The sequence below is a fragment of the Rahnella contaminans genome (genome assembly GCF_011065485.1).
Lineage (GTDB): Bacteria > Pseudomonadota > Gammaproteobacteria > Enterobacterales > Enterobacteriaceae > Rahnella > Rahnella contaminans.
The window spans coordinates 1,118,887-1,133,519 of record NZ_JAADJS010000002.1; the positions used below are offsets into that span (position 1 = coordinate 1,118,887).

16 protein-coding genes are annotated in these 14,633 nt (G+C 52.6%); 14 read left to right on the forward strand and 2 right to left on the reverse strand.

Annotated features, from left to right (window positions below; translation table 11 throughout):
* Positions 1-84: 84 nt before the first annotated feature.
* The 14 genes from pabC (at position 85) to GW579_RS14475 (ending at position 12,767) form a co-directional block, all read left to right on the forward strand.
* Positions 85-882: an aminodeoxychorismate lyase gene (gene pabC / locus GW579_RS14410; RefSeq protein WP_152325602.1), complete on the forward strand. Its 798-nt coding sequence runs from the start codon at positions 85-87 to the stop codon at positions 880-882.
* Between the two features lie 14 nt (positions 883-896).
* Positions 897-1,922, forward strand: coding sequence for an endolytic transglycosylase MltG (mltG, locus tag GW579_RS14415; RefSeq protein WP_152325603.1), 1,026 nt, complete (start codon positions 897-899; stop codon positions 1,920-1,922).
* A complete protein-coding gene (gene tmk / locus GW579_RS14420; protein ID WP_152325604.1) occupies positions 1,912-2,562 on the forward strand; it encodes a dTMP kinase in 651 nt (216 codons plus the stop codon). Before mltG ends, tmk begins: the two co-directional genes overlap by 11 nt.
* Entirely contained in the window at positions 2,559-3,578 is a 1,020-nt protein-coding gene (gene holB, locus GW579_RS14425; protein ID WP_165059622.1) for a DNA polymerase III subunit delta', read from the forward strand. Before tmk ends, holB begins: the two co-directional genes overlap by 4 nt.
* Before the next feature lie 39 nt (positions 3,579-3,617).
* Positions 3,618-4,412, forward strand: coding sequence for a metal-dependent hydrolase (locus tag GW579_RS14430; RefSeq protein WP_165059624.1), 795 nt, complete (start codon positions 3,618-3,620; stop codon positions 4,410-4,412).
* Positions 4,413-4,750: 338 nt separating this feature from the next.
* On the forward strand, positions 4,751-6,184 hold the full coding sequence (gene ptsG / locus GW579_RS14435; protein WP_165059626.1) for a PTS glucose transporter subunit IIBC: 1,434 nt from the start codon (positions 4,751-4,753) through the stop codon (positions 6,182-6,184).
* A gap of 200 nt (positions 6,185-6,384) precedes the next feature.
* Positions 6,385-6,738: a purine nucleoside phosphoramidase gene (gene hinT / locus GW579_RS14440; protein WP_152325607.1), complete on the forward strand. Its 354-nt coding sequence runs from the start codon at positions 6,385-6,387 to the stop codon at positions 6,736-6,738.
* A gap of 8 nt (positions 6,739-6,746) precedes the next feature.
* Positions 6,747-7,115 carry a YcfL family putative periplasmic lipoprotein gene (locus tag GW579_RS14445; protein ID WP_165059627.1) on the forward strand — a complete coding sequence of 123 codons (369 nt, stop codon included), beginning with the start codon at positions 6,747-6,749 and terminating at the stop codon, positions 7,113-7,115.
* Between the two features lie 21 nt (positions 7,116-7,136).
* The gene (lpoB, locus tag GW579_RS14450; RefSeq protein WP_165059629.1) at positions 7,137-7,739 is read left to right on the forward strand and encodes a penicillin-binding protein activator LpoB; all 603 of its coding nucleotides are present in this window, start codon (positions 7,137-7,139) and stop codon (positions 7,737-7,739) included.
* Positions 7,723-8,607: a phosphotransferase gene (locus GW579_RS14455; protein ID WP_152325610.1), complete on the forward strand. Its 885-nt coding sequence runs from the start codon at positions 7,723-7,725 to the stop codon at positions 8,605-8,607. Before lpoB ends, GW579_RS14455 begins: the two co-directional genes overlap by 17 nt.
* A gap of 44 nt (positions 8,608-8,651) precedes the next feature.
* Positions 8,652-9,680 (forward strand): beta-N-acetylhexosaminidase, encoded by a 1,029-nt coding sequence (gene nagZ, locus GW579_RS14460; RefSeq protein WP_165059741.1) that lies wholly within the window; start codon positions 8,652-8,654, stop codon positions 9,678-9,680.
* Positions 9,681-9,731: 51 nt separating this feature from the next.
* A complete protein-coding gene (gene ycfP / locus GW579_RS14465) occupies positions 9,732-10,274 on the forward strand; it encodes an alpha/beta hydrolase YcfP (RefSeq protein WP_152325611.1) in 543 nt (180 codons plus the stop codon).
* Between the two features lie 310 nt (positions 10,275-10,584).
* Positions 10,585-11,889: an NAD(P)/FAD-dependent oxidoreductase gene (locus GW579_RS14470; RefSeq protein WP_152325612.1), complete on the forward strand. Its 1,305-nt coding sequence runs from the start codon at positions 10,585-10,587 to the stop codon at positions 11,887-11,889.
* Positions 11,890-12,230: 341 nt separating this feature from the next.
* On the forward strand, positions 12,231-12,767 hold the full coding sequence (locus tag GW579_RS14475; protein ID WP_165059631.1) for a glycine zipper 2TM domain-containing protein: 537 nt from the start codon (positions 12,231-12,233) through the stop codon (positions 12,765-12,767).
* A gap of 73 nt (positions 12,768-12,840) precedes the next feature.
* On the opposite strand, the gene GW579_RS14480 is transcribed toward GW579_RS14475, so the two are convergent.
* Both GW579_RS14480 and GW579_RS14485 read right to left on the reverse strand, forming a co-directional pair.
* Entirely contained in the window at positions 12,841-13,824 is a 984-nt protein-coding gene (locus tag GW579_RS14480; RefSeq protein WP_165059633.1) for an XdhC family protein, read from the reverse strand.
* Positions 13,811-14,419, reverse strand: a complete 609-nt coding sequence (locus tag GW579_RS14485) for a nucleotidyltransferase family protein (protein ID WP_152325615.1) — start codon at positions 14,417-14,419, stop codon at positions 13,811-13,813. The genes GW579_RS14480 and GW579_RS14485 overlap by 14 nt, the downstream gene beginning before the upstream one ends.
* Between the last annotated feature and the right edge of the window lie 214 nt (positions 14,420-14,633).

A 14,633-nucleotide genomic window follows, 5' to 3' on the forward strand; every position in this document is an offset into this window, starting at 1 on the left:
AAGTAGGAATGCTCCACTTGATGCAGCTGGGCCGCTCGCGCAGGCTCTTCTGTCAGAGAATATTAACGCCCGGAGGAAGTAACCATGTGGATTAACGGTGTGGCGCAAGCTGCATTGCCGGCAGGAGATCGTTCGGTGCAATTTGGCGATGGCTGTTTTACGACGGCCAGAGTGATGAACGGCGAAATCCAGTTTCTGGATGCCCATCTGCAACGTTTGCAGCGTGCGGTTGCCGTATTACGAATTGAGGGCGTGGACTGGCAGGCGCTGGAGCGCGAAATTGTTGGGGCCGCGCAGTCTGAGCAAGAAGGGGTAGTGAAAGCCATTTTGACGCGCGGGCAGGGCGGGCGTGGTTACAGCACTGCCGGATGCAGCGGCCCGACCCGTATTGTGTCGGTATCGGCTTATCCGGCGCAGTATCACAAATGGCGCGAGCGCGGCGTGAAACTTGCGTTAAACCCGGTGATGCTGAGCAAAAATCCCCTGCTGGCAGGAATTAAACATCTCAACCGTCTTGAGCAGATCATGATCCGCATGCATCTTGACCAGACAGACGCCAATGAGGCGCTGGTGGTTGACACCTCAGGTTGCCTGGTGGAATGCTGTGCGGCCAATTTATTCTGGCGCAAAGGAAATCAGGTCTTTACGCCGGATTTATCGCAGTCTGGCGTCGACGGGATTATGCGTCAGCATCTTATCCGCGTGATTGAATCAGCCTCTCCCTGGGTTTTACATCAGGTCTGTGAAACGCCCGAAACGCTATCGGATGCTGACGAAATCCTGATTTGTAATGCACTGATGCCCATTTTACCGGTGACAGAAGCCTGTGACCGTCATTATACCGGGCGGCACTTGTACAATTTCCTGCACCAGAGCTTTTAAAAAGTGAATAAACAATGACGAACAAAAAAACGAAATTTTTCGCCCTGATTGTCCTGATCCTGCTTGGGCTGGCGGCGTTGAGTTACCATAAAGTGAAGCAGTTCGCCGACCGCCCGATCAACGTCAGCAGCGAAACCATTTTCACCCTGCCAGCCGGTACGGGACGTGTGGCGCTGGAAACACTGCTCATTGATAAAAAACTGATTAAATCAAGTCACTGGTTCCCGTGGTTATTACGTCTTGAGCCTGAACTGAGCGAGTTCAAAGCGGGGACGTATCGTCTCGAGAAGGGAATGACCGTTCGGCAGATGCTGGAATTACTGAAAAGTGGCAAAGAAGCGCAGTTCAGCATCCGCTTTGTAGAAGGTTTCAAACTGAGTGACTGGATGAAAGTGCTGGAGAAGTCGGAATATCTGAAGCATGAGCTGAACGGCAAGAGTGGCGAAGAGATTGCGGCGGCATTAGGTATTACCGACACTAAAAATGCTGAAGGCTGGCTCTATCCCGATACTTATCATTACACCGCCGGGATGACCGACATTTCGCTGCTCAAACGTGCGCATGTGAGGATGGAAAAAACCGTTGCTGACATCTGGAAAGGGCGCGCGGACTCACTGCCGTATAAAACGCCCGCCGATATGGTGACGATGGCGTCGATTATCGAAAAAGAAACCGCTGTAAAAGATGAACGTCCGGAAGTGGCTTCTGTCTTTATTAACCGTCTTCGTATCGGCATGCGTCTGCAAACTGATCCGACGGTCATCTACGGTATGGGCGAAAAATACACCGGTAATATCACCAAAAAAGATTTGGAAACGCCGACGCCTTACAATACTTACGTCATTACCGGTTTGCCGCCATCGCCAATCGCGATGCCGAGCGAAGCTTCGCTCCAGGCTGCGGCACATCCTGCAAAAACCCCTTATCTTTATTTTGTCGCTGACGGCAAAGGCGGGCATACTTTCAGCACTAACCTTGAGAACCATAACAAGGCGGTTCGTGTGTATATAGAGGCTCTTAAGAATAAGAATGAAAAGTAACTTCATTGTGATTGAAGGCCTTGAAGGAGCGGGAAAAACCACCGCTCATAACGTGGTGGTGGATGCATTGCGCCAGCACGGTGTGGAAGAAATTGTGTTTACCCGCGAGCCTGGCGGTACACCGCTTGCGGAGAAATTGCGCGATTTATTCAAGCGCGGCGTCGGGGGTGAAAAGCCGACAGTGAAAGCTGAAGTGCTGATGCTTTATGCCGCACGCGTCCAGCTGGTTGAAACGGTAATCTTGCCTGCTCTGGCGCGTGGTGCCTGGGTTGTCGGCGATCGGCATGATCTTTCGTCGCAAGCCTACCAGGGCGGCGGACGCGGTATTGATGCAAAACTGATGAGTTCATTACGCGACACCGTGCTGGGTGATTTCCGTCCTGATCTCACGCTTTATCTCGATCTGCCACCGGCTATTGGCCTGCAACGCGCCCGAGCGCGCGGTGAGCTGGATCGTATCGAACAGGAAGCGCTGCCATTTTTTGAGCGTACGCGTGCGCGTTACCTTGAACTTGCCGCCGCCGACAGACGCATCAAAACCATTGATGCGTCGCAGACCATTGAACAGGTTAAAGCTTCCATCGAACTGACGCTGAAAAACTGGTTCGACGAACAGGCAGCAAAAGGCCTGATGTCATGAGCTGGTATCCGTGGCTCAGCGGCCCTTACCGCCAGTTAATCGGGCAATATCAGACCGGGCGTGGTCATCATTCTCTGCTGATGCACGTTGCGGCGGGAATGGGCGATGACGCACTGGTCTATGGTCTGAGCCGCTGGTTGCTTTGCCAGCATAAAGAGGGGGAAAAGAGTTGCGGTAAATGCCACAGCTGCCAGCTGATGATCGCCGGAAACCATCCTGACTGGCATACCTTGCTGCCTGAAAAAGGCAAAAATTCGCTGGGCATCGACCCGGTTCGTCAGCTCATTGAAACGCTCTACAATTACTCGCAGCAGGGCGGTGCGAAAGTTGTGTGGATCCCGCAGATGGAATTGCTGACGGAAGCCGCGGCCAACGCCTTGCTCAAAACGCTGGAAGAGCCGCCTTCCGGGACTTATTTCCTGCTAGGCTGCCGTGAGCCTTCTGCGCTGCTGGCAACTATCCGCAGCCGCTGTTTCTACTGGCATCTGCCGGTGCCGGAAGAGGCGTTATCCGTACAGTGGATCAATCGCCAGCTCAGCGCGGATTCGGTGGCAATTAAGACCGCATTGCGGTTGGCTAATGGCGCGCCGCTTTCTGCGCTGGAATTATTACAGCCGGAGCGCTGGAAACAACGTGTGGCGCTGTGCCAGCAGCTTTATACCCAATGCCAGCAGCAGGATATGCTCTCGTTGCTGCCGCAATTGAATCATGACGACGCCGCTGACCGGCTGTACTGGCTGGCAACGCTGTTGCTTGATGCCATCAAATGGCAACAACAGGCCAGGCATTTCATCATTAATCACGATCAGCAGCCCCTGGTAAGATTGCTTGCCAGTACGCAATCCAATGCTTCGTTGCAACAATCCGTCAACGCGTGGATGCACTGCCGCCAGCAGTTACTTTCCATCGTGGGCGTGAATCGCGAACTGCTGCTAACCGAGCAATTGCTGGAATGGGAGCAAATGTTGCGCGGCTCCGTTCCTTCCTCATTTTTCAGTTCGTCACTGACACGCTGAAATCGAATTATCATCAACAGACCGTAACGAGTTAATACTATGTTTTTAGTCGATTCCCACTGCCATCTCGACAGCCTGGATTACAACGAGCTGCACTCCGGCGTTGATAACGTGCTGGAAAAAGCCCGCGAGCGTGATGTGAAATTTATGCTGGCCGTTGCGACCACATTACCAGGATATGAGGCCATGGCGCAGTTAATTGGCGATCGTCCTGAAGTGGCTTTTTCCTGCGGCGTACATCCTCTGAACATTGATGACGGCTACGATTTTGCCGAGCTGCGCCGTCTCGCCGCCAGCCCGAAAGTGGTGGCGATGGGTGAAACCGGCCTGGATTATTTTTATCAGAAAGAAGCACATCAGCTGAAACTGCAACAAGATTCCTTCCGTGAGCACATCCGCACTGGCCGCGAGCTGAACAAACCGGTGATCGTCCATACCCGCGATGCGCGTCAGGATACGCTCGATATTCTGAAAGAAGAGAAAGCTGGCGAATGCGGTGGCGTTCTGCACTGCTTCACCGAAGATATTCCGACCGCAGAATTCCTGTTAGATCTCGGTTTCTACATCTCTTTTTCCGGCATTCTGACTTTCCGAAATGCTGAATCCTTACGCGAAGTCGCCCGTTATGTGCCATTAGATCGTCTTCTGGTAGAGACCGATTCTCCGTATCTGGCACCGGTTCCGCATCGTGGTAAAGAAAACCAGCCTGCCTACGTGCGCGATGTGGCCGATTACATGGCTGTTTTGAAAGGCGTCAGCGTCGAACAGCTGGCTGAAGTGACAACAGCAAACTTTTCACGATTATTTCACATCGATGCATCCTCTCTCACCTAAGCTTTCGCTAAGTCATATATTCCAGATTTATTTTTCATCTCGTAATTAATCGCCATATTGAGGTATCTTGGCACCGTTTTTCACGGTGCCAGGGCCGCGTTTTTCGGATTTTGTGTGGGTAAGTGCGGGTTTTTAATACGCTCTTACTGCATTTTTCAGAAAAACGTGACTGCCATCAAACATTAACAAAGGGAATTATTTTACCCTGCGTAAAAATTAAAAGGGGTGCTTAGACACCCGACTGCAAAAGGCTTTCAGAGCCTTTGCAAAGCGGTTTGCCATTAAGCGAAATCGCATGAAGTATCAAAAAGCATCATTACTCAGGAGCACACTCAATTATGTTTAAGAACGCGTTTGCAAACCTTCAAAAGGTCGGTAAATCGCTAATGCTGCCAGTTTCCGTACTCCCAATCGCAGGTATCCTGCTGGGCGTCGGTTCTGCAAACTTTAGCTGGCTGCCAATGATCGTTTCCCATGTTATGGCCGAAGCCGGTGGTTCAGTCTTCGCTAACATGCCTCTGATTTTCGCTATTGGTGTAGCGTTAGGCTTTACCAATAACGACGGTGTATCTGCACTGGCATCGGTTGTTGCGTACGGCATCATGGTGAAAACCATGGCGGTTGTCGCACCTCTGGTTCTGCATTTGCCGGCTGAAGAAATCGCAGCTAAGCATTTGGCGGATACCGGCGTACTGGGCGGTATCATCTCCGGTGCGATCGCGGCATACATGTTCAATCGTTTCTATCGTATCAAGCTGCCTGAATATCTGGGCTTCTTCGCGGGTAAACGTTTTGTTCCGATCATTTCTGGTCTGGCTGCCATCATTCTGGGTGTAGTTCTGTCCTTCATCTGGCCGCCAATCGGTACAGGTATCCAGACCTTCTCACAATGGGCTGCTTATCAGAACCCGGTTGTTGCGTTCGGTATCTACGGTGTGGTTGAACGTGCGCTGGTTCCGTTTGGTCTGCACCACATCTGGAACGTTCCATTCCAGATGCAAATCGGTGAGTATGTGAACTCTGCCGGTCAGGTCTTCCACGGCGATATCCCACGTTACATGGCGGGTGACCCAACTGCAGGTAAACTGTCAGGCGGCTTCCTGTTCAAAATGTACGGTCTGCCAGCAGCGGCTGTTGCTATCTGGCACTCAGCGAAACCTGAGAACCGTGCCAAAGTCGGCGGCATCATGATCTCCGCTGCTCTGACCGCGTTCCTGACCGGTATTACTGAGCCAATCGAATTCTCCTTCATGTTCGTGGCGCCGATCCTGTATGTGATCCACGCGATTCTGGCCGGTCTGGCATTCCCAATTTGTATCCTGTTGGGCATGCGTGACGGTACCAGCTTCTCCCACGGTCTGATCGACTTCATCGTACTGAGCGGCAACAGCAGCAAAATCTGGCTGTTCCCAATTGTTGGTGCGGTGTATGCGGTGATTTACTACAGCATCTTCCGATTCCTGATTGCTAAACTGGATCTGAAAACTCCTGGCCGTGAAGACGCTACCAGCGAAACTTCTGCTCAGGGGGGTTCTGAAATGTCAGCATCTCTGGTTCAGGCTTTCGGCGGTAAAGAAAACATCACTAACCTCGATGCCTGTATCACGCGTCTGCGCGTCAGCGTAGCCGACATCTCTAAAGTGGATCAGGCGGGCCTGAAAAAACTGGGTGCGGCAGGTGTGGTTGTGGCAGGTTCTGGTGTTCAGGCAATTTTCGGCACCAAGTCCGATAACCTGAAAACAGACATGGACGAGTACATGCGTAACCATTAATGGTGAACGTTGTCTGGTTCTGAGAAAGGAGGCTCCGGCCTCCTTTTTTCATACCTGCGGTTTGTGGATAAAGACAGCGCCGCCTTCGGGTGGCGTTTTCTGCGTCAATTAAGCATCAAAAAGCGTAATCAGGTTGAAAGGAATGGAAATTCTAACCCATACTGCGTACAACGCTTTTTACTTTGTTAAGGACAGTTAAGATGGCCGAAGAGACAATTTTCAGCAAAATTATTCGCCGTGAAATCCCTGCCGATGTGGTTTACCAGGATGAATTAGTCACGGCGTTCCGCGATATTTCTCCCCAGGCGCCAAGCCATATTCTGATTATCCCGAATGTCCTGATCCCCACGATGAACGATGTTGATGCCAGTCATGAAGCCGCTCTCGGGCGCATGATGACTGTCGCGGCGAAAATCGCCGAACAGGAAGGGATTGCTGAAAGCGGCTACCGTCTGATCGTCAACTGTAACCGTGACGCAGGGCAGGAGGTTTATCATATCCACATGCATCTGGTCGGTGGCCGGGCGCTCGGTCCATTGTTGTCACGTCAGTAAGGGTAAACATGCGTTTATTGATGGCGTTATTGCCGGTCGTTTTGCTGATAGGTTGTAGCAGCAAGCCGGGCATTGCACTGAACAATCAGCAACGGGTGGTGATGGAATCTCCCGTGCTGACGGCAGGGATCATCCCGGGTTCGCCATCCGTGTCTGACTCCGGCGGGCAGAAAAAAGCCACCAGTACGCTGGATAATAACCAGCCACATCCTGTCACACTGCATTACCGGTTCTATTGGTATGATAAACAGGGGCTGGATTTATTGCCGATCGCGGAATCCCGCACTGTCACTGTTCCTGCGAACAGCAGTGTGGAAATCAGTTCGACCAATGGCAATCTTGATGCGCACAGTGTGCGTTTGTACCTTTATCTCTAAATTCCCGTACGGAGAAGGTTGATGAAAAAGTATTTTCTCATTGTGGCGATGGCCGCACTGATCCTGGGCGGTTGTACTCTGCCAAACCAACAACAAACGCAGCCACAGCAGCCTGAACAACCTCAGCAGCCGCAACAACCCCTGCCGCCGGTCAATCCGCCGGTTCCTGAACAGCCGCAGATTCAGCCGGTTCCGCAGCCGCCGAAACTGGCCAGCATTGACTGGACCTCCACCGTTGAGCCGATGCTGGCGAAAATGCTCAAAGCCAATGGCGTTCAGGCTGGCAGCGTGCTGCTGGTGGATGGCGTGAAAAACAGTACCAATGGCACACTGCAAACCTCCAAAGCGACCGATGCTTTACGCAGTGCGCTGGCTAATAACACAACGTTCCAGCTGGTGCCTGCGGATCAACTGGCTTCCGCCAAGCAGTCTCTCGGCTTATCGCCGGATGACAGCCTGTCGTCTGTGAGCAAAGCCATCGGGCTGGCCAACATCGTAAAAGCGCAGTACGTGCTTTACAGCACGGTGAGCGGCGATGTGAAAGCGCCGACAATGTCGATGCGTTTACTGACAGCGCCGAGCGGCGAAATTGTCTGGTCAGGTCGCAGTGCGGTTCAAAATTAAGGCTGAACTCAGCCCTGAAAATCAGCTACAGCAACTGATTGAGCAACATTATCCGGCGGTGAAAACCGCCGGTTTTCATTTATCACCCGTGGCCGGTCTGACGGGCGAAAGCTGGAAAATTACTTCTCCGGCAGGCGATATGCTGGCGCGTCATCAGTCAGGTGAACGCCGGAACGCCGGGGTGGAAAGACAGCGTGAACATGCCATTTTGCGGCATATTGCGCGGCAGACTTTGGGGCCTTGTGTCAGACTCAGTTCACCGCCGTGGTTACTGGTGGAATGGATTGCAGGTACGCCGCTCAGTGAGGCGGCGTTTGTCTCCGCACAGGGGCAGAAACCCGTCAGCCAGAGCCTGGCAAAACTGCACCGGCTGGCATGTTCCGGTTATCCGCTGGATTTACGCCGTCAGTTTGCCCGTTACTGGCAACATGTTGACCGGCGCAGGCTCACGCCGCGCTGGCTGGCGTTACACCAGAAAATGATACGACGCAAATTGCCCGTGCCACTGAAAATGGCACTTCTTCATATGGATATCCACGCGGGAAACCTGCTGGAGACGGAGAAGGGTATGCGGATCATTGACTGGGAATATGCCGCCGACGGCGATATCGCGCTCGAATTTGCGGCGCTGTTTCGCGGCAATGATTTAGATCCGCTTCAGCAGGACGCGTTTCTTCGAGAATATGCTGAGGCGGGCGGTTATCAGGATCTCCCGCTTTTCCGCCAGCAGATTAAACGCTGGCTGCCGTGGGTGGATTATCTGATGCTGCTGTGGTTTGAAGTCCGCTGGGCGCAAACCGCTGATAAGAAATACAGTGAATGGGCGCAGCCGCTGCGGGTCAGGCTGTTTGGCCGCGTCCATGATTAACATGTGAAAACTTAAAAGGAGCGTCCATTTTGCTGGGACCTGTAATGCTGGATGTGGCTGGCTACGAGCTGGATGCCGAAGAACGTGAAATTTTGCAGCATCCGCTGGTGGGCGGACTGATTTTATTCACCCGAAACTATCATGATGTTGATCAGCTGCATGAACTGATCCGTCAGATCCGCACCGCGTCTCACGACCGGCTGGTGCTCGCGGTGGATCAGGAGGGCGGACGCGTGCAGCGCTTTCGTGAAGGCTTTACCCGTCTGCCAGCCGCGCAGTCTTTTGCTGCGCTGAATGCGCCGCATGAAGCGAAGCGCCTGTCACAGGAGGGCGGCTGGCTGATGGCGTCAGAAATGATTACCATGGATATCGACATCAGCTTTGCGCCGGTTCTGGATATCGGGCATATCAGCGCTGCCATTGGTGAGCGTTCGTTTCACGCCGAACCGCAGAAAGCGCTGGAGATGGCGGAACAGTTCATTCTCGGTATGCATGCAGCAGGAATGAAAACTACCGGTAAGCATTTTCCGGGACACGGCGCGGTCAGTGCGGATTCCCACAAAGAAACTCCGAGAGACGACCGTCCGCTGGACGTTATCCGCGAGCACGACATGGCAATTTTCCGCCAGCTGAATGCACGTAAATTGCTCGATGCTGTCATGCCGGCGCATGTGATTTACACCCAGGCAGATCCACGCCCGGCCAGCGGTTCGCCATACTGGCTTCAGGACATTCTGCGCAAAGAGCTAAACTTCAACGGCGTGATTTTCTCCGATGATATTTCGATGGAAGGGGCTGCGATTATGGGCAGCTATCCGGAACGTGCTCAGGCCTCTCTTGATGCCGGTTGCGATATGATCCTGGCCTGCAATAACCGTCAGGGCGCGGTAAGCGTGCTGGATAACCTGTCTCCGGTCAAAGCTGAGCGTGTTGCGCAGTTGTATCATCGCGGACTGTACAGTGGAAAACAGGCCCGTCAGGACCTGCAAAATTCCAGTCGCTGGAAAGACGCAAACCGTGAACTGACCGCGCTCGACGCACGCTGGCAGGAACATAAAGAAACTGCGCGGTAACGTTTTCAGACCGCGTGAGGGTTTCAACGCACATTCAGGATGAGGTAAACGATGATTATCTATTTGCATGGCTTCGATTCAACCAGTCCCGGTAACCACGAGAAAGTGTTGCAGTTGCAGTTTATTGATCCCGACGTCCGTTTCATCAGTTACAGCACGCTGCACCCGCGTCATGACATGCAACATTTGCTGAAAGAGGTCGATAAAGTGCTGCATGAAACCACCGACAAACTGCCGCTGATCTGCGGAGTAGGGCTCGGCGGATTCTGGGCTGAACGCATCGGTTTTCTGTGCGGCATCCGTCAGGTGATGTTCAACCCGAACTTATCGCCCCAGGATAATATGGCCGGTAAAATTGACCGTCCCGAAGAATACGAAGATATCGCCACGAAATGCATCAGTGATTTTCGCGAGAAAAACCGCGACCGTTGTCTGGTGATTTTATCGCGCGAAGACGGCGTGCTCGACAGCAAGAAAACCGCTGAAAAGCTTCATCATTACTATCCTGTTGAATGGGACGAACATCAGACCCATAAATTCAAGGATATCTCGACCCATCTGCAACGTATCAAAGCCTTTAAAAATATCATTTGATTAACATTTACCGCTGAAAACCACTGCCATTGTGCGGTGGTTTTTTATGTCTGAATCTCCCGCCAAAACGTTTTTTTCCCGCACGCCGTGTCCTAACTCCCTGATTTAAAGAAGTCAAAATACATGCCATTTCACTAAGTCAAATTATTCAAATGAATTTAAATTGACCTATATCAATTTTGGTATGACCAAATCACCACGCATGATATCCTCCGTGTCAGATACCGATTTAACTTAAGCAACCCTATGTAATATAAGGATAAAATTTTTACTCTTATATAACAATTGGTTCACATTTGAGGGGGTCATTTTGACATCACCAATGAAGAAAATTGTGATTATCGGCGGTGGCGCCGGCGGTCTGGAACTGGCTACCAGCCTGGGCCATAAACTTGGCCGCAAGAAAAAAGCGGAAATCATTCTGGTCGATCGTAACCACAGCCATTTATGGAAACCGCTGTTGCACGAAGTGGCAACCGGCAGCCTGGATGACGGCGTGGACGCGCTGAGCTATCTGGCGCATGCCCGCAACCACGGTTTCACTTTCCAGATTGGCTCGCTGACCGATATCGATCGCGAAAATCAGACCATTAAACTGGCTGAAATCCGTGATGAAAGCGGCGAAGTTCTGGTGCCCGTTCGCGACATCGCGTACGACACGCTGGTTATGGCGCTGGGCAGTACGTCGAACGACTTCGGTACGCCGGGCGTGAAAGACAACTGCATTTTCCTGGACAATCCGCATCAGGCGCACCGTTTCCATAACGAAATGCTGAACCTGTTCCTTAAATTCTCTGCAAGCGATGACAAGCAGAAAAAAGTGAATATCGCGATTGTGGGCGGCGGTGCGACCGGCGTTGAGCTGTCTGCCGAGCTGCATAATGCGGTGAAACAGCTGCACAGCTACGGTTTTGAAGGGCTGGACAGCGATGCGCTGAACGTCACGCTGGTGGAAGCGGGTGAGCGTATTCTGCCTGCGTTGCCTCCGCGTATTTCCGGGGCTGCGCATCAGGAACTGACCAAGCTGGGCGTTCGTGTGCTCACGCAAACCATGGTGACCAGCGCCGATAAAAACGGCCTGAACACCAAGTCCGGCGAATTCATTGATGCTGACCTGATGGTCTGGGCTGCCGGAATCAAAGCACCTGATTTCATGAAAGATATCGCAGGCCTGGAAACTAACCGTATCAACCAGTTAGTGGTCGAGCCTACGCTGCAAACCACGCGTGATCCGAATATTTATGCGATCGGCGACTGTGCATCCTGCCCGCAGCCGTCCGGCGGCTTTGTGCCACCGCGTGCTCAGTCAGCGCACCAGATGGCGTCCCGCTGCTTCGCCAATATCATGGCGCAGCGCAAAGGGCAGAGCCTGAAACCTTACGTTTATAAAGATCACGGCTCATTGGTTTCCCTTTCACGCTTCAGTACTGTCGGCAGCCTGATGGGGAATCTGATGCGCGGATCCATGATGATTGAAGGGCGTATGGCGCGTCTGGTTTATGTTTCCCTGTACCGCATGCACCAGATTGCGCTGCACGGTTACATTAAAACCGGCCTGATGATGCTGGTCGGCGGGATCAACCGTGTGATCCGTCCGCGCCTGAAACTGCACTGATACTGAACAGCCGGCTTTTTTTCTGAGCGGGCTGAATCGTTTCATACCCAAAAGCCTGTTTCTTACAGGCTTTTTTTCATTTTTCACATTCTCCACACGAAAAGCATAAGATTCTGCTTTTTTACTTTGTCAGCTAAGAATTCTCTGAAACACCCCGTTACACCCGTCATTCCTCTCACTTACAGAGTTCGTCTTATTGTTCACTGACATTTCCTTGTGCAGACTTAACAATAAGTTTACAGAAGGCGATTCACGCACGCCGCTCCTCAGATGTGTTGCTGTCCACTGAGGTGTCCCCGAATCCGGGACAATTGCGTGGTAACATTTTCGGAGGAAGTCCTGTGAACAAGTCAATGTTAGCTGGGGTCGGTATTGGTGTGGCTGCGGCGTTGGGCATTGCTGGCGTTGCGAGCATGAACGTTTTTTCATCGGGTCCGGAGTACGCGCAGGTAGTCAGCGCGACGCCGATCAAAGAGACCACCAAAACCCCGCGTCAGGAATGCCGCAACGTGACGGTGACTCATCGTCGTCCTGTACAGGATGAACATCAGATCACCGGTTCCGTGCTGGGTGCCGTTGCCGGTGGCGTACTGGGACACCAGTTTGGCGGTGGCCACGGACGTGATGTTGCGACGGTAGCCGGTGCGCTGGGTGGCGGTTACGCCGGTAACCGTGTGCAGAGCAGCATGCAGGAAAATGATACGTACACGACCCAGCAGCAGCGCTGTAAAACCGTGTACGACAAAGAGGACAAAACGCTCGGGTATGATGTGACCTACAAAATAGGCGATCAGCAAGGGAAAGTTCGTATGGACCACGATCCGGGCACTCAAATTCCGCTGGATAAAAGCGGTCAGCTGCAGCTTACCCGTTCGTAATTTCCCGGTAAGCCGGATAAAAAAGCCTGAGGTTTTCCTCAGGCTTTTTTGTGCACTGAAATCAGCCCTGGTTTCAGGCTGCGGCGTTTGCCTGCGCTATTCCGTTCTTGTGTTTCACAATGTCAGCCATCACCGCCAGCGCGATTTCTGCCGGCGTTTTGCTGCCAATCGGTAATCCAACCGGGGCGTGCAGGCGGGAAAAATCCTCTGTCGTAAAATCCGCGATGGTTTGCAGACGCTCATGGCGGCGTGCGCTGTTACGCTGCGACCCCATCGCACCAATGTAAAATGCTGGCGTATTGACCGCTTCCATCAGGGTCAGATCATCCATTCTCGGGTCATGAGTCAGCGCGACAATGGCGGTATTTGCGTGACAACTGTTCTCTTCGAGATATCTGGCAGGAAATTGTTTTTCCAGCCGGATATCCGCTTTCAGCGCTGGCAAAAAGTTTTCCAGCACGTCCTCGCGGCATTCACACACCACCACTTCAAATCCCAGCGCGCAGGCAAAATCAGCGCAATAAAGCGCGACACTCGACAATCCGGCAATCAGCAGACGCGGCGGGGCGGCCAGATGCAGGGTAATGCAATCGTCGTTACGCATCACCTGAGTCGCATTATGATAATTTGTCAGTTCCAGATGGTCGCAGGCTGCGGGCAGGGTAAGTGACTTGGTGAGAGCGTAATGCCCGGCCAGCGCCATCCCCATTCTTTGCAGATAATCCATATTGTTTTGTGTTGCCGGTAAATACTCGATCAGCACATCCAGCGAACCGCCGCACGGCAGGGCAATATTCGGCGTCAGACCGCCTTCTCCGTAACGCACAATCTGACTGGCCTGCTGATATTCACCCGCAGCAATGCGTTGCAGAAAATCCTCTTCCACACAGCCGCCGGAAAGCGAACCACAAAAATGACCGCTGGCATTGGCCACCATCAACGCGCCGGGAGCACGCGGGGAAGAACCGTAAGTGGTCAGCACGGTACACAGCCAGACCGGATGGTGCGCCAGCCAGTCGCTGGCCTGTGCAATGACCTGATTATCAAGATGTTGCATACATATTTCCGTTCGAAACGCGCGCTGAAAGCTGGGAAGGCAGATCGATATCGCGGATCACCGCAGGATTATTGAAATCTACGCGCAGAATTTCATGACTGTAGATCAGTTCCCGCGCGCCCTGGTCGCCGCGCAATTGCAGCAACTTTTCCCTGAGCGGGCAGGCAAATCCTACCGGATGCCCCGGTGCGTTTTGCCAGTAAGGGCGAACAACCAAAGCGCTGCGTAAGGTATCAGCCACGGCGATAAAAATATCCGGTGTCACAAAAGGCATGTCCGCAAGATGAATTAACCATCCGTCCCAGTCCGGCGTATCCCGCACGCCAGCGGCAATGGATTCACCGGTTCCGCCCGTTTCGGCCAGCGTCACCGGCACCTTCGCGCGTGCGCAACTGTCCTGAACCGGCACATTATCCGGACGGGTAACGACGTGAACCCGCAGTCCGCTGGCTATGGTCTGCGCCAGCGTAGCGTCGAAAACCGTGACAGAGTTTTCTGCTGTTTTAGCCATTACCGCATTGAGTTTATTGCCCGTGCCGCCCGCTGCGATAAACCGGTTCCCTGAACCCGCGGCGAGAAGAAGAATGCCTGCCATTTAGCGCCTATCCCTTTTGTACATTGTTTGCGCAACATAAATAATTATCCCATCTTTTTGCGCAAGTTTGTGAACGAAATATTAAAAATGTGTATTCGATCATTACTTAATTCGAACTGAAAACCTATAATCGCCCGCGATAAGCGGTATTTACAGCATTTACTGCAAGCTGTAAATGTGCCGAAAAATAAGAAAGACAATAAGAAGCAAGGAA